An 18,780-nucleotide genomic window follows, 5' to 3' on the forward strand; every position below is an offset into this window, starting at 1 on the left:
GTCATCGAGTTCACATAGACATTGGGTGCTGTGGGCAAATCGCCAATGTGCGCATGCCGATATTCCCCGCCATCGCGCTGTTTCCCAACGATCATCCCCGGTTTGCCCCAAGGACGGAGAAATCGAAAACGCTTGCTGTAAATCGGGTTATTTGTGCTACTTTGGCTTAGAAACGTGACGATTCGTCCCTTTAAGTAACGCTATTTCCAAAGTGAATTCCGTGAACAGTGTCAACGGCCCAACATCACCGCAGCTTGCAAAAATCGCTTCGCGTATTTTGGCGGGCAGCTTTTTGTTTGAGGATCTCGATCCTGAATTACTCGAACAACTTTCCGGTCAGGCAACCGTACGCCGACTGGAAGACGGGCAGTTGCTGTTTGAAAAGGGCGCACCGGCCGACGGACTTTATGCGGTCGAGGCCGGCAAGGTCCGCATTTCATCTGTTTCGGAAACCGGCAAGGAAATCGTCCTGAACGTTCTGGCACCCGGTGCCGTCTTTGGCGAGATCGCCCTTCTTGATGGCGAACCGCGCACGGCAACCGCGCGGGCTGTCGGCCCGACCCGAACTCTGTTCATTTCACGTGATGACTTCTTTGAAATCTTTGACCGCGAAGCACCGCTTCGGCGCCATATCACGGCCCTTCTGTGCCGTCGCCTGCGCTGGGTCAGCGATCTTCTTGAAGATGCCAATTTCCTTGATCTGACCGCACGTCTGATCAAACGCATTCTGTGGCTGGCCGAACGTCATGGCGGACCCGATCCCGAAGGCATCCGCATAGCACTTCCGCTGTCGCAACAGGAACTTGGTCTGATGCTTGGCGTGACGCGCGAAGCCGTAAACAAGAAACTCCGTGAACTTGAAAAACAGGGGATGATCACCCGCCGTGACGGCCGACTGATCATCAAGGACAGCGACGGGCTGAAACAACTTCTTGCTGATGCCATCAAAAACTGAACCTTCGGATTCATTGTTTGACCGCCTTGTCGCACGCGAGGAAAAGCGCGGGCTGATCCTTGTCGCGTTTTTGCGCATCTGCATGCTGGCCTTTATCCTGTTGCTGTTCAGCAAACCCGATTCCCCCACCGGCAAACTTTATACCCTGCTCGAAGTACTTGGCTGGTTCATTCCCGGCGTGTTTATCCAGCTGTTTGTCGCCTTTCGTGGCGGCAAGACATACTGGATGATCTATCTGCTTGCGGTGATTGATGCGGCCCTGATCGTCTATGTTTCGGTCGTGCCCGATCCGCTCAATCCGCTGATTGATCACCCGGCATGGCTTTACGGATTTGTCGTTCGTGACCGTGGCGTCGTCTTTTCGATGATCATGATGGCACTGGTCATCATGACCTTTTCGCCGCGTTTGATTTTATGGTTCGGGTTCTGGCTGTTTGTTGCCTGGTGCGGGGCGATCTGGTGGCTTGTCACCCGTCCGGGCGTGATTGTATCCCAGCATTTCGGCGATGAATGGAACCCGACCCAGCAGGAACTGATCGATACCTATAACCTGCCGGAATTCGTCGATATCTCGGCACTGGCCGAACAGGTCATTATCGTCATCGTCTTTACACTGGCCTGTGCGGTGATGGTTTCGCGCCTGCGTGTTTTGATCAACCAGTTTGCCGCGGCTGAACGCGCCCATGGCAATCTGGCGCGCTATTTCCCCACCGCCCTTGCCGATCAGCTTGCCGATCGCGATGAACCGGTCCGGGTCGGCGAACGGCGCGAATGTGTCATTCTGTTTGCCGACATCATGGGCTTTTCGCGCTTTGCCGAAAAACGCGACCCACAGGAAGTGATGCGGTTTCTCAATCAGTTTCACCAAATCACCACCAGCCAGATCGGGGCATATGGCGGGATTGTCGAAAAATATATCGGCGATGCCGTAATGGCGAGTTTCGCCGCCTTTGACAATCTTGAACGTCCCGCCGCCAACGCCTTTTGCGCGGCCCAGGCCATCATCAATCAGGTCGCCGAATGGCAGGCCACCGATCCCGCCGATGGTGACGAACCGCTCAGGATCGGGGTCGGTCTGAATTTCGGAGCCGCCGTTGTGGGTGATATCGGCCAGCGCGAAGCCATGACTTCGGCCGTGATCGGCGCCAGTGTCAATCTGGCCGCCCGCCTTGAACAGGCCACCCGCGAACTTGGCAGCGAAATGGTCATCAGTGCCGATTTCGCCAACAAACTCCGCAACGAAGTCCCGGTTTGTGCGCCGGTCCTTCTGGCCCCGTACAGTCAGACCGAAACCATTCAGGTCAAAGGTTTCAGCGAACCCGTCGGTGTCCTTTTCCGGCCCGCCGAACTCGGGTGATCGGAAAATTCCGGCGCATCGGGCAACCCCTTGAAATTCCGGGATACCGGACCAACGTGCTTTGCATTAGGATTGGTTCGATACGCGATCTGATCAGCAGGAGGAAACGATGGTCAAGACGCCTGACGTGAATGCACCGGCTGCGGACGCCGTTCCGACTGCCGTGACGCTAACTACCCTGTTTGGTGAACGGGAATTTGCCTGGGACAAGGCAATCTATTTCCCGGCCGGTCTCAAAGGCTTTCCCGATCATAACGTCTTTGCACTGGCAAGTTTCCCCGGCGACGGGTCCAATGCCTTTATCTTGATGCAATGCCTGACCGAACCGGAATTGGCCTTTATCGTCGCCCCCTACAATCTTGATAGCGACACCATCCGCCCCGAACATCTTGAACAAGCCTTTAATATTCACGGCATCAAGAAAAATGACGGCGCGGTGTTGCTGATCGTGACTCTGCACAAACCCGAAGACGGCGATATCAGCATGTCGGTCAATCTGCGTGCGCCGATCATCATCGATACCGCACGCCAGTCGGCCTATCAGCACCATCTGCCGGAAATGGGTGGCTATTCGTTCCGCCACGTCGTGAACTGACGCAAGTCCCCTGACGCCCGGCATTTCAGACGCCGTTTGATACCGGCACCTGTCTGACATGGTCGCTAGTGTCGCGACCATGTCAGACAGGACGTATTTTTGCGGCAATGACTTGGCCTTGTCCGCCGCTTTTGACGCAGCACTTAAAATCGTCCAGCCCTTTCCTTGATCCTGCCATCTTTTCACGCGATGGTAGCAGTCATTACTTCTTTAAAATCAATCAAGGGACCGGAAATGGCTGGAACTTTGCGTAACCGTTTTGCGCTGGCTGCGATGTTGGGCACGGCGGTATTTTTCGGACAGGATATCGAAGCGGCCAGTGCCCAAAGCACGGTCGAGGAACGCAACAATCTTGGCCCGGCCATCCCGCTTTCGACGGATGCGCGCACCAAGTTGCAGCTGACGGTTTATCCGGGCAATCTGTCGCTGATCGCCGAACAGCGCAAAGCCACCATTCCCGATGGCCAAAGCACGCTGCGCATCAGCGGGCTTCCCACCACCCTGATTGATGATTCATTTCTGATCGGTACTGCGACCGACAGTGATCTGGTCTGGACGTCATTGCGCAATCGCGGCAATGGCTACAACGCGTTTGAAAGCCTGCTGCACGATCAGATCGGCAAAACCGTCACCATTCGCCGTGGCGATGACGACCTGATCGAAGGCAAACTTGTTGCCCTGACCCATCTTGCACTGGTTCAGACCGATGCCGGGATCGAACAGGTGCCAATGGACCGGATCATCATCAACGACCTGCCGGACGATTTCACCACCGGTCCGTCGATTGATGCCGACATTGCTACCACAGCCCCGCTTGACCATGTCTCGATGGCCTATCTTCTGGGCGGGATTGGCTGGAACACATCCTATGTTGCGGTTTATGACAGTCAGACAAACCAGATCAAACTCTCGGCCATTGCGCGTGTCACCAACAATTCGGGCAGCACCATCGATGGCGCACAGCTTCGCCTTGTTGCCGGCGACATGAACCAGGTCGGCGCATCACCGATGGGCAAAGGTGCACGCACCGAAATGATGATGTCCGCCATGGCCGACAGTGCCGCACCGGGTGCCGGTGCCCCGGACCGCGAGACATTTGAAAATCTGCATGTCTATGGTCCGTTCAACGATCTTTCGATGAAAAACGGCGACACGGTCATCCTGCCATTGATTGATGCCCAGATTTTGCCGGTTGAACGCCGTGCCATTTTCCAGGCATCAAGCAACCCTTATGGCATGGGCCAAAGCAGCCAGACCGATTTTGTCCGTCCCGATCTTGAACTGAAACTGACCAATGATGGCGGCGCGGATGAAAACAGTCCATGGCCTGCCGGCATCACACGCATCTTTGCCAAGGCCCCGTCGGGTGACACCGGATTCCTTGCGGAAAATTACATGTCGCTGACCCCGGTCGGACGCGATGCGATCCTGCCGATCGGTCAGGCCAGTGAACTTTCGGGCACCCGGGAAGTTACCGCCTTCTCGCGCACGGCGCGCCCGAACCTGCCTGATGCGGTCAAGGCAGATCTGAACTGGACCATCCGTAACACCAGCACCCGCGAAGAAACCGTCACCCTTCGCGAAAATGTACCGTCTGACTGGACGGTCACCAAGGAAAGCCACAAACATGACCGCCCGGATCCCGGCCTGATCACCTGGACGGTCAAGGTCCCGGCAAAATCCGAAATCAAGGTCAGCTGGTCAGTCGAAAGCAGCCGCTAGGCCCCTTTCCACCCCCATCCCGACGGCTGCAAGACCCATGGTTTTGCAGCCGTTTTTCTGTCTGGCCAGGCGGTTACGTGCGGCCTTTTCGTGTGCTGTAGAACGCCTTGGCCAATGGCAACAGCAATGCGGCATCGGGCAGACGCCCGATCACATTGCATAAATCGGCGTAAATGCAGATCAGCTTGGTCAGAAGAACAAACGCTTCCTGATTGTGCATCCCGGCAAACTTGCCCAATACGTGAATTGCCTCGGCCGCGGCATCACAGGCATGATCGTTATGCCCCGCGCCGCGCATGGCCAGAACAAGCGCCGCCAGCGAATAACCAAGATCAAGGCGCTCAGTATCATCCTTGCGCCCGACGCAATTGCGCAGTCTGTCGCGTCTGAGTGCCACGGCCTGACTGGCAGCATCAATCGCCCAGTCCCATTCTTCGGCCTCCAGTTCAAGCGCCGCCCGGTTATTCAGGCTGAGTGCAAGACCCGCAATCGCCGCATCGCGTGATGTCGGAAGATGTTTGGCGAAAATCGCATCAGCCTTGTCAAACAGGCTCAGGGCATATTCACGGTCGCGATAATGCTGGCCGCTTGCCATTTCCAGATATAACCGCGCCACCGCCAGCGAATTGGCATCTGCCTGTTCAAGATAGGACAAACGCAACGCATATTCGTCCGATTTGTCCCCCATCCTGATCCCGCCAGTTTGTTGTTCAACCCTCGTACTGCACGATGACCGCGCCTCAAAAAGACGTTTCGAACAGGTGTTTTGTGAAGGATCGCACCTCTTGGGCGGATAACCCGCGATAAGCTGTTTCACTGTACTGGGCAGCCTGATAGGCTTGGGGACCTGATTGCATTTCAACTTGCCCCACTGCCCGGAAATCAGTCTTCAATGAGCTTACAAACCGAAACTCTGCGTGCCTTGTATGGCACATGGCGTATCGCCCGTGGTGATACGGGTGGACTTGCGTTTTTCAATTTCTCGCTCGAAGGATTCTGGCGGTCCTTTCTGGCCGCTGTGATCATCTTTCCAGCATTTGCGTTTCTGCGCTGGCATGATCTTGTTTCCGCCCCGGATGACTTTCCGGTCCTGCGCTATATGACGACCGAAGTCATCGCCTATGTCATCAAATGGGTCGCCTTTCCGCTTTTGATGTTTCACATCACCCCGATGCTGGGCCGCGCCGAACGCTATGTCGCCTTTATGACCGTCTATAACTGGGCAAGTGTCCTTCAGATGGGTGTCTATCTGCTGGCTTTGGCACTCGGTGTGCTGTTTCCGATGCTTGGCACCGGCGGATTTGTCATGATTGCGGTGATCGCGACACTGGTTTACAGCATCTTTATCACCCGCCTGACCCTGTCCGTACCAATTCCCACTGCCAGCGCCATTGTCATTGCCGATTTCCTGTTATCGATTGTCATCACATCAATCGGTATCCGTTTGGCCGTCGGGCAGTTATTCTGACTTTATAACGATTTGAAAAATCACCTTCATCAGGGAGAAACACAAAAATGAAACCCGTCCTTGCCGTCACCCGTCAATTGCCCGAAGCCGTCGCCAAACGCGCCGCCCAAAGCTATGACATCCGCACACAGGAAGGGGACGACCCGCTGTCGCGCAATGAAATCCTGGCCCTGTGCCACGGCGCAGACGCGGCCCTTGTTTCCGTCGGCGATCCGATTGATGCGACCTTTTTTGAAGAACTGCCCGACAGCGTCAAAATTGTCGCCACCTTCTCGGTCGGCACCGACCATATCGATCTGGCTGCAGCCCGGAAAAAGGGCGTGATTATCGGCAACACACCGGGCGTTCTGACCGATGCGACGGCGGATATCGCGTGGCTTCTGATCCTTGGTGCAGCCCGCCGTGCCAGCGAAGGCGAGGCCGAGGTCCGCAACGCCACCTGGTCAAGCTGGCGTCCGACCCATCTGATGGGCACCCAGGTCACCGGCAAACGTCTTGGCATTGTTGGTATGGGCCGCATCGGTCAGGCCGTTGCCAAACGCGCGCGCGGCTTTGATATGGAAATCCACTATTACAATCGCCGCCGCCTGCCCGCTGATCAGGAACTCGGTGCGACCTATCACGACAGCATTGATGGCCTGCTGCCCCATTGTGACTTTCTGTCGCTGCATTGCCCGTCGACCCCGGAAACCCGCGGCATGGTCAATTCCGACTTCATCGCAAAGCTGCCCGATGGCGCGATCATCGTGAATACCGCACGTGGTGATGTGGTCAATGATGGTGACCTGATTGCGGCCCTGAAATCGGGCAAACTCACTGCGGCCGGCCTTGATGTCTTTGCAGGTGAACCAAACATCGAACCGGCCTATCGCGATCTTAAAAACACGTTCCTTCTGCCGCATCTGGGATCGGCCACGGTTGAAACCCGCAACGCCATGGGCATCCGTGCGCTTGATAACATCGACGCCTTTGTCGCTGGCAAGGAAGTCCCCTATTCAGTCTGATCGTATCCCCGAACCCGAAACAGGAAAAGGCGCTGGTAACAGCGCCTTTTTCATTTCCCGAACCTGTTTACTGTCTGGCGGCCCTATCGCCAGCTATCCCAGATCGCTTTCCTCGCCAGCAGGCAGGATACAGGCAATCTCGCGGCCATCGCGGCTGATCTTGACGCGACCGCCATGGATTTCGACCACCGCACGGACCATCGCCATGCCAAGAGCACGGCGGGCGGACGGCGATTCCCCATCACGCAACCCTTCAAACAGCATCGGTTGCGGGGCTTCATCGGAAAGCGATATCGAAATTTCGATATCCTCGCCACGGCGGCGTGCCACCACGGAAACCTCGCTGCCTTCGGGGGCGGTGCGCAACACGTTGGTCACCAGAATGAACAAGGCCTGTTTCAGGCGGCGTTCATCGGCCACCATCCAGCCGATATTGCGCGAACAATAAAGACGCAGCGACACATTGAGTTCCGCCAGGCGGGCCCGCGTCAGGGCCTCCAGAGACCGTAACAGGCGACGCGGATCAACCGTATCAAGTTCAAGTGCGACCTGCCCCGATCCCAATGTCGCCAGATCACGCATATCATCAACAAGGGCCAGCATGCTTTGTGCTTCGGCCCGGATGGTTTCGACCGAACGCGCCACATTGCCGGTCAGATGCGGGATCAAACGATCAGATTCGCCATTGATATGATCAAGCGGCTTGGTCAGTTCGCGCGACACCGTGGAAATGAAGTCCGACTTCATCTGATCGGCGGTGCGCAGCGCTTCGTTACGTTCACGAAGCGCACGTTCGACCCGGATGGTATCGGTCACATCGATATAGGACATCATCACCGCCCCGTCAGGCAGCGGCACGATGGCAAAATCAATGATGGTGTTATCGGCCCGTTCAAGTCGTCCATTCATCGGCTCGTGATTGGTGATACGTGCCACCATCCGGCTTTTGAACTTTTCCCAGTCTTCGCGTTCGCGCCAGTAGTCCCGGGATTTTTCAACGACCTCGGCCAGATGCGGCGCCGCATCAAGGAAGGCCGGATCAAGTTCCCACAGATCGGCAAAGCCATGGTTATACAGACGCAACCGCCCGTCGCCACTGATCACGCCAACCGCTTCATGCAGACTTTCAAGTGTCTCGCGCTGAACCGCAATCAGGGTGTTATAGGAACTTTCAAGCACCAGCTTGTCTGTCACATCCTCATAGACAAACATCAGACCGCCAAACGGATGGGGCGATATGAACCGGCGCAATGTCATGCCATTTGGCAAATGCATCAAATCTTCTTCAGGCTTCAGAAGATCTGTAAATCGCTGATTTTCGGCATTGCGGAACTGGGTAAAGTCGGTGACTTCGGGCAATTTGCGTTCATCGCGCAGGCGGCGCAAAACATCGTCATGGGTCGGCTCCGACCACAGCCATTCGTCATCCAGATCCCAAAGCTTGGTAAAGGCGGTGTTAAAGAAAATAAGCCCCTTGTCCCCGCCATAAACCGCAATTGCCGTTCCCAGATTTTCCAGAACTTCGGCATGGGCGCGAATATGGCGCGACAGATCGGACTGCAATTCCTCGACCGGGGTGCAATCAATTGCAAATCCGATCAGCCCATCGTATCCATTGGCATCGGTGGACGGGGATTCGGTAATGCGCAGCAATTTGCGGTCGCCCCTGATCACCACATGATAATCCCGTGTCAGGCTTTCGCCATTGCGCTGAACCGATGCGGCAAGCGACCGCCCGTGATCCGGAATGATCCCCGCACCGATTTCGGCCTGATTGGCCAGCGCATCCTCGATGCTTGGCTGTTCGACCGCATCGGCATAGGCCGCATTGCAATCAATCAGACGCAATTCGCTATCGCGCCGCCATACCGGGAACGGCAAACTGTCCAGCAACACCCGAAGGCCCGATACCTCGTGCTTCAGGGCCTGAAAATCACCGAACTGGCTTTCACGTTCGCGCGTATGGCGGGTTTCATCACGGAACCACAATCCGTGGGCCAGAACCTCGCTTGACCGGTCCTTGCGTGCGGCCATGCCGGTAACGTGGAATTTGCGCTCATCAAGGGTCGTGATCCACAATTCAAACCGGTCATGTCCGGCCTTAAGGTTGCGCACACGCTCCTTCAGGGCCTTGGCATCCTCGTCGCGCAACAGATCAAGCAAATCGGGGAACCGGCCATCCGTGCCCAGCTGAAACGCCCGGCGCAAAGACGGGCTTGCGCCTTCGGCAAAGCCCTGCTGGCTCCAGTAATAAACCGGATCGGGCCCGGCAAACAAAAGATGGGTGAAAAGCTCGCTCTCACCGGCCAGCTCATGTTCGTGATCTTCAACTTCTTCAAGATGGCGGCGCATCCGAAGCGACATCCGCCAGCCGATCCAGCCGGCAATCGCCGCCCCGCCAACAGCGGCAAGTGCAACCACCAGCCAGTCACGGTCGCTTAGTCCGGCAAGGCTTCCGAAAATTGTCGCACCGATTCCTTCGGGCGCGGCGGTTTGCGCCGGCGCGTTCAGGCGAAATTTTTCCTGGGCAACAAGGCTTGCAGCAGGAAACAGCATCGATGCGATCGCCGTTCCGCCCCCAAGAAGGGCAGACAGCCGACATCTGGGCAAGTTGCGCAAAAATGCCCTCACCTGTTTCCTTCCCCCGCTCAGTTTGGAAGCTTGCTCGGATGCGTTCCGTGTCACGTGTTGTTAACCGTTTGTGTTTATGAGCTATTATTATGGTGAAAACAGGGTGCTTTTACCACCGTTTCGCATCATCTCGGCAACAGCCTTGTGCAAAGCCGTGTTTCACGGGGTTCGCCTGTGGAAAAACCGCAATGACATGGGCACTGAATCCGTTTATGTCTGCGGGACCGACATTCGTAACAGATCAAGTGTATCTATAATCTCAGATGAGTCCCAAACCGCAGCTAGATCTTTTTGCTCCACGTGCGGCGGCCAAGCCGGCCGCACCACAAAAGGACTCTGCCGCGCTGAAGGCCGCGCAAAATACCGGCCCTGAAATCGGCGATCTGTTTGACAGCAATTTCAACGCCGATGACATTGCCGAATGGGAACTGCTGTTTCGTGATGTCCCACAATATAACTACCATTTCAAACGCGCCCAGATCGCCTCGGCCTTTGACCGGCCGCTGCATAAAAAGCTCATCGCATCGCACGCCTTTGAACGGCTGCGTGAAATCTCGTTTTTGGGCGCGATCGACTATCTGTTCCATCCCAATGGACGCCCGGCCAATATTCGTCATTCGCGCTATGACCACACCATCGGCGTTGCCCTTCTGTCGCAACGCTATTGCCGCCTGATGGGGTTATCGGATGCCGATTGTGATTTGCTCGGTGCTGCGGCACTTTTGCATGATATCGGCCATGGCCCGTTTTCCCATACGCTGGAACCGGAATTTGCCCGGCGGTTCAACCTGAACCACCATCAGCTGACCGAAAAAATCATCACCGGCGAAGTCCAACTTGATCTGTCGGTCAATCATCTGCTGGTCAAACACAATGTCGATCCTGATGAAGTGATCGCGCTTCTGTCCAAGAAATCAAACCACCCGCATGCCAGCCTGTTTTCCGGCCCGGTCAATATCGACACGCTCGAAGGGATCAGCCGCACGAAAACCTATGTTCATCCCAATCACGTCCATTGTCACCCGCGCCTGCTGCTCGAAGCTGCCGTCAAACTTGATGCGGACTCGCTCAAACGCCTGGACAAGTTCTGGCAGCTCAAGGAAGACATCTATCGCAATTTCATCTTTGGTCCGATGTGCTTTGCCACCGACCATCTGTGCCGCGAATTTGTCGTTAAAAATGCGCCGGACTTTGCCGCCGATGACTTCCTTCTGACCGAAAAGGCGTTCCTGAACAGCCACCCGGCCTTCAAGAAATTCCTGCACAGCCTGAAAAACCGGATCGAGCTTGATGGCGTCGCCGACGCGGTTGACCACCAGATCAGCGCATCGGCCAGCACCTTTGACCTGAACGAGGCCAAAGTCCCGCGCCGCGAGTTTCACATCAACAAGGATGTCGAAGTCCGCTGCTTTGCCGATCTGTCAAAACGATATTACGAGGAAAAACATTCCTTCCTCAGACGCGTCGGCAGCCTGACCGACCCGGCCCAACAGGCCGCAGCAGCAAGCCTGTTTGACTGACCACAAAGGTCATCATCACCTAGTCACGGTGGATTGATGCCACGAATGTCTGGTGTGCCGTTGCCAGATGACGTTCAAGCGCCTTCACGGCTCCGACCTGATCCCGGTCCAGAATCGCATCAATAATTTCAAGATGTTCGCGGATGGCAAGAATGATGCGTTCAACCTGATTCTTGTTGGACCAGCGATAATGGAAATGGAAAATCAGTGATATCGAATCCTGGAAGCCATCCATGAACCGGTTCCCGGTCGCGGCATTAAGGATGCGGTGAAAGCGGCTATCAAGTTCTGAAAACTCGATAAATCTGGTGTCGATCTCTTTGCGCAATTGAATATGTTCTTGCCGGATGCGCAGCATCTTTCCCCAGAACGGAGCTTCCTTGGGGATTGTAAAAATCGCGCTGATCGCACGCGTCTCGAACATCTGGCGCACCTCGTGCAGCTCAAGGGCATATTGTTCGGTGAACCCTTCAAGGATCCAGCTGCGCTGTGGTTCTTTGCGAATGAAGCCAAACCGGCTTAGGCCGATCAGAAATTCCCGAATGGTTGTATTTGAAACGCCGAACTGTCGGGCCAGAACGGCTTCGCGCAGGCGACTGCCCGGGGGTGGCTGTGTGGTGCGAAGCCACATCATGAAATCGGTTTCAAGTTGCTCTTCAAGGCTTCTGATATCGGCGTTCGAAAAGTAATCGGACTTGGTCGTCTTGCGCAAAAACACAACCGGGAAGCTGTCCTCGGCAATCAGGCCGATCTCGCGCGCACGGTGCAGGATACTGCGCGCCAACGTCCGGCTCACTCCCAGCAATCTTGCCAGTCCCGATATGGATTCCGGGCAGTTTCCGACCGCAACACTGTCAAGCCAGGTATTGAAGCTGGTTTTGAATTTCTGGTCCGAACGCGCCACCAAAGCCCCTGTCTTTATGGATGTTTTTTAAGCATTAAAGACAGTTGAGGTCCTTGGCAACTGTTCCCTAAGATCAATTGGAAAAAACAAAAAATAAAAATAACCACAATCAAGGAGGACTAAATGTTCACTCGGAAATTGTCCCGTACGCTTCTGATGGGATTGACGGCCTTTGCAACCCTTGCAGGAATGTCCAACGCATCCAAGGCGCAAGAAGTCTTGAAATTCGGCCATGTTTACGAAGTCGATACCCCGTATCATCGCGCTGCACTTGAAGCCGCATCGATGTTTTCGGAACGCACAAACGGTCGCTATGAAATCAAGGTGTATCCGGCCTCCCAGCTTGGCAAGGAAGCCGCCATCAACGAAGCCCTGACGCTGGGTTCCATTGACATCATCTATACCGGCGTGGCCTATCTCGGGCAGACTTATCCGCCGATCTCGATCTCGGACTATCCCTTTGCGCTTCGCGGCTATGATCATTGGTCAAATTACGTCAAATCCGATCTGTTTGCCGAATTGTCCAAGGAATATACCGACGTCACAGGCAACCAGATTGCAGGGCTTGTTTACTATGGCGCGCGTCATGTCACCTCCAACAAACCTGTCCTGACCCCGGCGGATATGAAGGGCCTGAAAATCCGCACGCCCAATGCACCGGCCTATCAGATGTTCCCCAAGGAAACCGGTGCCAACCCGACACCGATGGCCTTTTCCGAAGTCTATCTTGCCTTGCAACAAGGCGTTGTTGATGCACAGGAAAACCCGCTTCCGACCATCAAGTTCAAAAAGTTCTATGAAGTTCAGTCAAACATCAATCTGACAGGACACATCATCAACTCGCTGATCATGCTGGTTTCACCTTCAACCATGTCCAAACTGGGTGAAGAAGACGGAAAACTGTTGCTTGATACCCTTCAGGAAGCCGGTATTCACGCATCCGATGAAATCGTCAAAAGCGAAAAAGAACTGGCTGACTGGTTCACCACACAGGGCGTTACGGTCAACAAGGTTGATCGTGGTCCGTTCATTGACGTTATTGCTCCGCGCCTGAAAAGCGACGACATGCCGTGGGATCCGGAAATTTATGAACGCCTTCAGGCGATCAAGGGTTAACCCCGCCTGACCTTTCCATCCCAAATCCGGCCGGGGGAAACCATTTCCCCCGGTTACGTCATGTCCCGTTCCCAACGGAGAGACAAAAATGTCTGACATCAACGGGGATCTTTTCAAGGAACAGGAACAACAAGAAGCCGAAACGAATTTCCGCCTGAACATCACCTGGGCCGACTTTCCGGCTTTGCTGGTGTTTTGTGCCTTGTTCGTCACGGTGTTCCTGCAATTCTTCACCCGCTACGTCCTGAATGACTCACTGGCCTGGACCGAGGAAGTCGCACGTTACCTGCTTATTCTTCTGGCCTTTGTCGGGGCGATCAAATGCCAGCTTGTCGACAGCCATATCCGTCTTGAATTTATCGACAAACTTGCCGGGCGGGGTCTGACCAAGCTCAAACTCGTCGCGCTGTTGCTGTCATCAGGCTTCTTTGGCTTTGCCATCTATTCCCTGAACGAGCTGATGACCAAGACCTCGTACCAGAAGATGGTCTCTCTGCCGCTTCCCAAATACTACTTCTATGGATTGATCCTGGCTGCCCTTGGCGTCCTGATGGTCGTCCATCTTTACCAGATCTTTCTTTTGCTGCGGAGACCGCGCTGATGAGTTTCATTCTTCTTCTGGTATCGCTGGTCGTCCTGATCGCCCTGCGCTTGCCGATTGCCGTGGCACTTGGTCTTTCCTCGCTGCTTTATATCCTGCTTGAAGGCATGCCGCCTGTCGTTCTGCTTCATAACATGATCAACGGCATGAACAGCTTTCCGCTTCTCGCAATTCCATTCTTTATCCTTGCTGGCGGATTGATGAATTCGGCCGGTATCACCAGCAGAATTTTTGCCTTTGCCCGTGCCCTTGTCGGCTGGGCCCATGGTGGTTTGGGCCATGTGAATATCGGCGCCAGCATTGTGTTTGCCGGTATGTCCGGTGCTGCCGTCGCAGATGCCGGTGGCCTTGGATCGATTGAAATCAAGGCTATGCGCGACGCCGGATATGATGACGACTTTTCGGTCGGCATCACGGCCGCATCCTCGACCATCGGCCCGATCATTCCGCCTTCGCTGCCGCTGGTTATTTTTGGTGTCATGGCCTCGGTCTCGATCGGGGAACTGTTTGTCGCGGGTATCATCCCGGGTCTTCTGATGGCGGCATCCCTGATGGTGATGGTCTGGTGGATGGCGCGCAAACGCAACTATCCGCGTGACGTTGCCTTCAGCCCGAAGCTTGTCGGTTCAACCTTCAAGACCGCCTTTCTGCCACTTCTGACCCCGGTCATCATTGTCGGTGGCATTGCATCTGGCATGTTCACCCCAACCGAGGCCGCGGTTTGCGCAGCAAGCTATGCCATCCTTCTGGGCATGGCGGTTTACCGGACGCTAAGCTGGAAAAAACTGATCCGGGTTTCGATTGAAACCATCGAAACAACTGCATCGATTTTGCTGATTGTCGGGACCGCTAGTGTCTTTGCCTGGATCCTTGCCGCCAATCAGGCCGCAGTTGTGTTCTCTGAAACCCTGCTTGGCCTGACCCAGAACAAGGCCCTGATCCTTCTGATCATTACCCTGATCGTGCTTGTGATCGGGCTGTTCATGGAAACCATCGCGGCAATTTCCATTCTGGTACCGGTCTTGCTGCCCGTCTCGCTGCAGCTTGGCATCGACCCGATCCATCTGGGCATCATCGTCATTCTCAACCTGATGATCGGTCTTCTGACACCGCCCATCGGCATGGTGCTTTATGTGCTGTCCAAGGTGTCGGCCATATCATTTGAACGCTGTGCCAAGGCCACCATGCCGTTCCTGGTTCCGCTGATCGCTGTGTTGTTGCTTTTGACCTATGTGCCTTCGATCACCCTGTTCTTGCCTGAACTTCTTTATCGGCAATAAAGCACGAAAATAGATGCAAATGACCCAATCCCCACCCATCAGCATCTTGCTGCATCCCGGCGACAATGTCGAAATTGCCCTGGCAGACCTGAAAACGGGGGCAGAACTTTCCAAAAGTTCTGTTCCCCTGACTGCCCCGGTCGCACGTGGCCACAAAGTCGCAATACGTCCAATTGCCGCCGGCCAATCTGTTCTGCGCTATGGTCAGATCATTGGCGTCGCCACCACCGACATCAAACCCGGCGATCATGTTCATACCCACAATCTCGGCATGAGCGACCATCGCCAGAACCATGATTTCAGCAAAGATGCCAAACCTTTGCCTCCCGCTTCGGATACCCGCTTTTTCATGGGTTATCCGCGCAGTGACGGACGCTTTGGCACCCGGAACTATATCGGTGTTCTGACATCTGTGAATTGCTCGGGCAGTGTCGCGCGTTTCATTGCCGAACAGGCGGAAAAAACCGGCTGGTTTGCCGATCTTGAAAATGTCGATGGCATCGTGCCGATCGTGCATGGCAGTGGCTGTGGCATGGGCCGCCATGACGAGGGCTATGACACCCTGTTTCGAACCCTTGCGGGCTATGCCAAACATCCGAATTTCGGCGGCATCCTGCTGGTCGGTCTGGGGTGCGAAGCCATGCAGGTCGAAGATCTTGTCGGTGCTGAAAAACTGCGTCATGACGGCAATTTCCATTACATGACCATCCAGAACAGCGGCGGCACACGCCAAACTGTCGAACGCGGCGTTGATATTGTCCGTGATCTGGCCCTTCGCGCCAATCACGCCAAGCGGGTCCGCGCACCGGCATCCGAACTGATTGTTGGTCTGCAATGTGGTGGATCGGATGGATATTCCGGCATTACCGCCAATCCGGCACTCGGCTATGCGTCCGATTTGCTGGTCCGTCACGGCGGCACCACCATCCTTTCGGAAACCCCTGAAATCTATGGGGCCGAACATCTTCTGACCCGACGCGCCATCAATGACGCAGTTGGCCAGAAACTGGTCGACCGGATTTTGTGGTGGGAAAACTACACATCGGTGCGTGGCGGCGAAATGAACAACAACCCGTCGCCGGGCAACAAACGGGGCGGCTTGACCACCATTCTGGAAAAGTCACTGGGTGCCGTTGCCAAGGGCGGCACCGCCCCCCTGACCGATGTCTATGAATTTGGTCAGATCATCACCCAAAAGGGCTTTGTCTTTATGGACAGCCCCGGCTACGACCCGTGCTCTGTCACCGGCCAAATCGCAAGCGGGGCTACCCTGATTGCCTTTACAACCGGTCGCGGATCGGTTTCGGGTTATGTGCCAAGCCCGTGCATCAAGCTGGCAACCAACAGTACGATGTATGAAAACATGACCGAAGACATGGACGTCAATTGCGGGACCATTGTCGATGGTGCGGTTACAATCGAAGAAAAAGGCCGCGAAATATTCGACCTGTTTCTTGAAATTGCATCAGGCACCAAAAGCAAAAGCGAAGCCCTTGGCTTTGGCAGTGCGGAATTTGTTCCCTGGCAAATCGGGGCTGTGATGTAGCGATCATGAACCCCGGACACGAATTGACGCACGATGTTCAAGTATCAAGGATGTCGGAAACCGGGCTGACTTGATCAGGCCGTCAAATACGATGCCTCGAAAGGCAATCCTTCCTGTTATGCGGGGCTGCCTGACGCGCTGGTCGATACCGCCCCGCAACGGGCTGCCACAATGTCAATCGACCACAAACAAGGTCGCACCGCTTTTGGTTGATGAACGGTGGGCTTCGGCATTGTCCGCCACCTGGTAGCTCATACCGGGTTTGAGAATGAAGGTCCGACCATCGTCAAGTTCGGTCACAAGTTCGCCTTCAAGGCACAGCAGGATATGCCCCTTCGAACACCAGTGATCGGCAAGATAGCCCGGTGAATATTGCACCATTCGAACCCGGATCGGACCGAATTGTCGGGTGCGCCAGGTGGCAAATCCGGTCTCGCCGGGATGTCTGGTGGCTTCAACACTTGACCAGTCGGTCGTGCCGAATGGCAAATTGGCGATGTCCATGGCGGGAATCTTTTCTAAAAATCTGTGGGGCGCGGTTTCCGGTGCCGGAACCCGGGCGCCAAGTTTGGGCTTTTTAACCGGACCGTCAATCATCTTAATCCCGCACACCCCATATAAGTTAAACGCGGTATTAATCTTTAACCTTTACGCAGATAGTTGGTAATCAACGAGTCGCACCAAGAGGCTGTCCCGATCTTGTTACCCGCAACCATCGCCACCAATCAGGATTACTCTGCCCGTCGTCTGGCAGAGATGCGTGATGCGTTGGGCAACCGCCTGACGGGTGATAATTTTTGCGTTGTGGTAACCGGTTCCTATGGCCGGCACGAGGCATCCGATCAATCCGATCTTGATTATTTCATCATTGGCCGCGAAGCCGAACGTGATCAGGCCCCCCATCAGGATGTCGCCGATATCCTTGGCAAAATGGTGACCCGCAAACCGGCCGTAAACGGCCCGTTTTCATCCTATGTCACCGCCGAGGAACTGGTAAATCGCATCGGTCTGGATGGCGATACCAACTCGATCACAACCCGGCGGCTGCTGTTCCTGCTGGAATGCGAATGGCTTTATAACGAAGCCGGCAAACGCAAATTCTTTGACGATCTGATCGCCAATTACGTCACCACATCGGTCACCCGGGACTCGATTGCGCGATTTCTGGTCAATGATGTGATCCGCTATTACCGGACCATCAGTGTCGATTTTGAAATCAAAACCCGCGAAGGCGACGCCAGCAAAGCCTGGGCACCACGGCGCCTGAAACTCGTCTTTTCACGCAAAATGCTTTATTTCGGCGGCATTATTGCGGCTGCTGAAACTGCGGGTCGTGATTATGCGGGGAAACGTGAAAAACTGTCGGAACTTTTGCAGCTTCCACCTATTACGCGCCTGCAAACCGTGTTTGGTGAAAAAAGCCTGCCTGCGCTTGAACTTTATGACCGGTTCCTGCGCGAATTGTCCGATCCCGATGTACGGGCACGTCTGGACGGGGTCGGCCCGCATGATCGCAATGATGCGGAATTACGGTCGTTGCTTGATGCCGGCAAGGAATTCTCGCGTGAGCTGATCAAGCTTCTCAATGACCGATACGGGCCAGATCACCCGATCCATGAAGCCCTTCTGATGTAATCAGCCGGGCACCTGTGCAACACCGGTGACATGTTTGTGATAATTGGCCCGGTCAAGATCATGGACCTCGACGGTAAATTGCACCGCATAATCCCCAACCAGCCATTCCAGCCGGTCGCGCAAGGCCGCAAGGGCCGCTTCGCCCGTGGCAAATTTCGCCCGTTCACTGCGCCCCGACAATAACCGGATATCAAGATGAACCATGGCATGACGGTCACTGCCATCGGCAATCACCACATTTTCAAGCGGTGTAATCCGGGTCTTGAAAGACCCAAGATCCGCATCGGCTTCGCGCGCGACAACATAATGAAGATCAACCGCAAGCTTGGACAACTCGTCGGCAATCGGCAGTTTGGCGGAATATTCGATTTCAAGCTGGGGCATGGATCGATTTCTCTGTGGTGGCGGAATGGCGCTGAAAAGCCGGAAAGAACCGGCTCACATCA

17 protein-coding genes are annotated in these 18,780 nt (G+C 55.1%); 12 read left to right on the forward strand and 5 right to left on the reverse strand.

From position 1 onward, the window contains the following. Positions 1 to 220 precede the first annotated feature (220 nt). The 4 genes from M9H61_RS12735 (at position 221) to M9H61_RS12750 (ending at position 4,629) form a co-directional block, all read left to right on the forward strand. Complete coding sequence (locus M9H61_RS12735; RefSeq protein ID WP_101246934.1) at positions 221 to 955, forward strand: Crp/Fnr family transcriptional regulator; 735 nt, start codon at positions 221 to 223, stop codon at positions 953 to 955. A gap of 13 nt (positions 956 to 968) precedes the next feature. Beyond that, on the forward strand, positions 969 to 2,312 hold the full coding sequence (locus M9H61_RS12740; protein WP_250280823.1) for an adenylate/guanylate cyclase domain-containing protein: 1,344 nt from the start codon (positions 969 to 971) through the stop codon (positions 2,310 to 2,312). Between the two features lie 109 nt (positions 2,313 to 2,421). Beyond that, positions 2,422 to 2,907: a flagellar assembly protein FliW gene (gene fliW, locus M9H61_RS12745; protein WP_114112292.1), complete on the forward strand. Its 486-nt coding sequence runs from the start codon at positions 2,422 to 2,424 to the stop codon at positions 2,905 to 2,907. A gap of 234 nt (positions 2,908 to 3,141) precedes the next feature. Next, on the forward strand, positions 3,142 to 4,629 hold the full coding sequence (locus M9H61_RS12750) for a DUF4139 domain-containing protein (protein WP_250280829.1): 1,488 nt from the start codon (positions 3,142 to 3,144) through the stop codon (positions 4,627 to 4,629). A 73-nt stretch (positions 4,630 to 4,702) separates the two neighbouring features. Here the strand turns inward: M9H61_RS12750 and M9H61_RS12755 are convergent, their stop codons facing one another. Beyond that, positions 4,703 to 5,317, reverse strand: a complete 615-nt coding sequence (locus M9H61_RS12755) for a hypothetical protein (protein WP_114112290.1) — start codon at positions 5,315 to 5,317, stop codon at positions 4,703 to 4,705. Positions 5,318 to 5,521: 204 nt separating this feature from the next. On the opposite strand from M9H61_RS12755, the gene M9H61_RS12760 reads away from it, so the two are divergent. Together M9H61_RS12760 and M9H61_RS12765 are read left to right on the forward strand one after the other, a co-directional pair. Continuing rightward, complete coding sequence (locus M9H61_RS12760) at positions 5,522 to 6,097, forward strand: hypothetical protein (protein WP_114112289.1); 576 nt, start codon at positions 5,522 to 5,524, stop codon at positions 6,095 to 6,097. A 47-nt stretch (positions 6,098 to 6,144) separates the two neighbouring features. Next, complete coding sequence (locus M9H61_RS12765) at positions 6,145 to 7,101, forward strand: D-glycerate dehydrogenase (protein WP_250280832.1); 957 nt, start codon at positions 6,145 to 6,147, stop codon at positions 7,099 to 7,101. 93 nt (positions 7,102 to 7,194) lie between these two features. Here the strand turns inward: M9H61_RS12765 and M9H61_RS12770 are convergent, their stop codons facing one another. Continuing rightward, entirely contained in the window at positions 7,195 to 9,732 is a 2,538-nt protein-coding gene (locus M9H61_RS12770) for a PAS domain-containing sensor histidine kinase (RefSeq protein WP_250280839.1), read from the reverse strand. 263 nt (positions 9,733 to 9,995) lie between these two features. Between M9H61_RS12770 and M9H61_RS12775 the strand changes: the two genes are divergently transcribed. After that, positions 9,996 to 11,252 carry an HD domain-containing protein gene (locus M9H61_RS12775; RefSeq protein ID WP_250280841.1) on the forward strand — a complete coding sequence of 419 codons (1,257 nt, stop codon included), beginning with the start codon at positions 9,996 to 9,998 and terminating at the stop codon, positions 11,250 to 11,252. A gap of 19 nt (positions 11,253 to 11,271) precedes the next feature. On the opposite strand, the gene M9H61_RS12780 is transcribed toward M9H61_RS12775, so the two are convergent. Then, positions 11,272 to 12,156: a GntR family transcriptional regulator gene (locus M9H61_RS12780; RefSeq protein ID WP_147250585.1), complete on the reverse strand. Its 885-nt coding sequence runs from the start codon at positions 12,154 to 12,156 to the stop codon at positions 11,272 to 11,274. 123 nt (positions 12,157 to 12,279) lie between these two features. Between M9H61_RS12780 and M9H61_RS12785 the strand changes: the two genes are divergently transcribed. The 4 genes from M9H61_RS12785 to M9H61_RS12800 all read left to right on the forward strand — a co-directional run bounded on the left by M9H61_RS12785 (position 12,280) and on the right by M9H61_RS12800 (position 16,699). Next, entirely contained in the window at positions 12,280 to 13,272 is a 993-nt protein-coding gene (locus M9H61_RS12785; RefSeq protein WP_101246924.1) for a sialic acid TRAP transporter substrate-binding protein SiaP, read from the forward strand. An 88-nt stretch (positions 13,273 to 13,360) separates the two neighbouring features. Then, positions 13,361 to 13,873: a TRAP transporter small permease gene (locus M9H61_RS12790; protein WP_250280844.1), complete on the forward strand. Its 513-nt coding sequence runs from the start codon at positions 13,361 to 13,363 to the stop codon at positions 13,871 to 13,873. Next, positions 13,873 to 15,153, forward strand: coding sequence for a TRAP transporter large permease (locus M9H61_RS12795; RefSeq protein ID WP_101246922.1), 1,281 nt, complete (start codon positions 13,873 to 13,875; stop codon positions 15,151 to 15,153). Before M9H61_RS12790 ends, M9H61_RS12795 begins: the two co-directional genes overlap by 1 nt. Positions 15,154 to 15,172: 19 nt before the next feature. Continuing rightward, entirely contained in the window at positions 15,173 to 16,699 is a 1,527-nt protein-coding gene (locus tag M9H61_RS12800; RefSeq protein WP_250280846.1) for a UxaA family hydrolase, read from the forward strand. Positions 16,700 to 16,873: 174 nt separating this feature from the next. Here the strand turns inward: M9H61_RS12800 and M9H61_RS12805 are convergent, their stop codons facing one another. Then, a complete protein-coding gene (locus tag M9H61_RS12805; protein ID WP_101247057.1) occupies positions 16,874 to 17,203 on the reverse strand; it encodes a DHCW motif cupin fold protein in 330 nt (109 codons plus the stop codon). Between the two features lie 195 nt (positions 17,204 to 17,398). Here M9H61_RS12805 and M9H61_RS12810 point away from each other — a divergent pair, with 195 nt between their 5' ends. Next, positions 17,399 to 18,334, forward strand: a complete 936-nt coding sequence (locus tag M9H61_RS12810; RefSeq protein WP_114112390.1) for a DUF294 nucleotidyltransferase-like domain-containing protein — start codon at positions 17,399 to 17,401, stop codon at positions 18,332 to 18,334. Here M9H61_RS12810 and M9H61_RS12815 read toward each other — a convergent pair whose 3' ends face one another. Further along, complete coding sequence (locus tag M9H61_RS12815; protein WP_101246921.1) at positions 18,335 to 18,718, reverse strand: 5-carboxymethyl-2-hydroxymuconate Delta-isomerase; 384 nt, start codon at positions 18,716 to 18,718, stop codon at positions 18,335 to 18,337. It lies immediately after the preceding gene. Positions 18,719 to 18,780 lie beyond the last annotated feature (62 nt).

It is taken from the genome of Thalassospira sp. GO-4 (genome assembly GCF_023588965.1).
GTDB classification, from domain to species: domain Bacteria; phylum Pseudomonadota; class Alphaproteobacteria; order Rhodospirillales; family Thalassospiraceae; genus Thalassospira; species Thalassospira povalilytica.

Bases quoted from the DNA above. Each gene is read 5' to 3' on its own strand.
- M9H61_RS12805 (WP_101247057.1), bottom strand. From the start codon at position 17,203: ATGGACATCGCCAATTTGCCATTCGGCACGACCGACTGGTCAAGTGTT.
- M9H61_RS12760 (WP_114112289.1), top strand. From the start codon at position 5,522: ATGAGCTTACAAACCGAAACTCTGCGTGCCTTGTATGGCACATGGCGT.
- M9H61_RS12750 (WP_250280829.1), top strand. From the start codon at position 3,142: ATGGCTGGAACTTTGCGTAACCGTTTTGCGCTGGCTGCGATGTTGGGC.
- M9H61_RS12815 (WP_101246921.1), bottom strand. From the start codon at position 18,718: ATGCCCCAGCTTGAAATCGAATATTCCGCCAAACTGCCGATTGCCGAC.
- M9H61_RS12765 (WP_250280832.1), top strand. From the start codon at position 6,145: ATGAAACCCGTCCTTGCCGTCACCCGTCAATTGCCCGAAGCCGTCGCC.
- fliW (WP_114112292.1), top strand. From the start codon at position 2,422: ATGGTCAAGACGCCTGACGTGAATGCACCGGCTGCGGACGCCGTTCCG.
- M9H61_RS12795 (WP_101246922.1), top strand. From the start codon at position 13,873: ATGAGTTTCATTCTTCTTCTGGTATCGCTGGTCGTCCTGATCGCCCTG.
- M9H61_RS12775 (WP_250280841.1), top strand. From the start codon at position 9,996: ATGAGTCCCAAACCGCAGCTAGATCTTTTTGCTCCACGTGCGGCGGCC.
- M9H61_RS12800 (WP_250280846.1), top strand. From the start codon at position 15,173: ATGACCCAATCCCCACCCATCAGCATCTTGCTGCATCCCGGCGACAAT.
- M9H61_RS12785 (WP_101246924.1), top strand. From the start codon at position 12,280: ATGTTCACTCGGAAATTGTCCCGTACGCTTCTGATGGGATTGACGGCC.
- M9H61_RS12790 (WP_250280844.1), top strand. From the start codon at position 13,361: ATGTCTGACATCAACGGGGATCTTTTCAAGGAACAGGAACAACAAGAA.
- M9H61_RS12755 (WP_114112290.1), bottom strand. From the start codon at position 5,317: ATGGGGGACAAATCGGACGAATATGCGTTGCGTTTGTCCTATCTTGAA.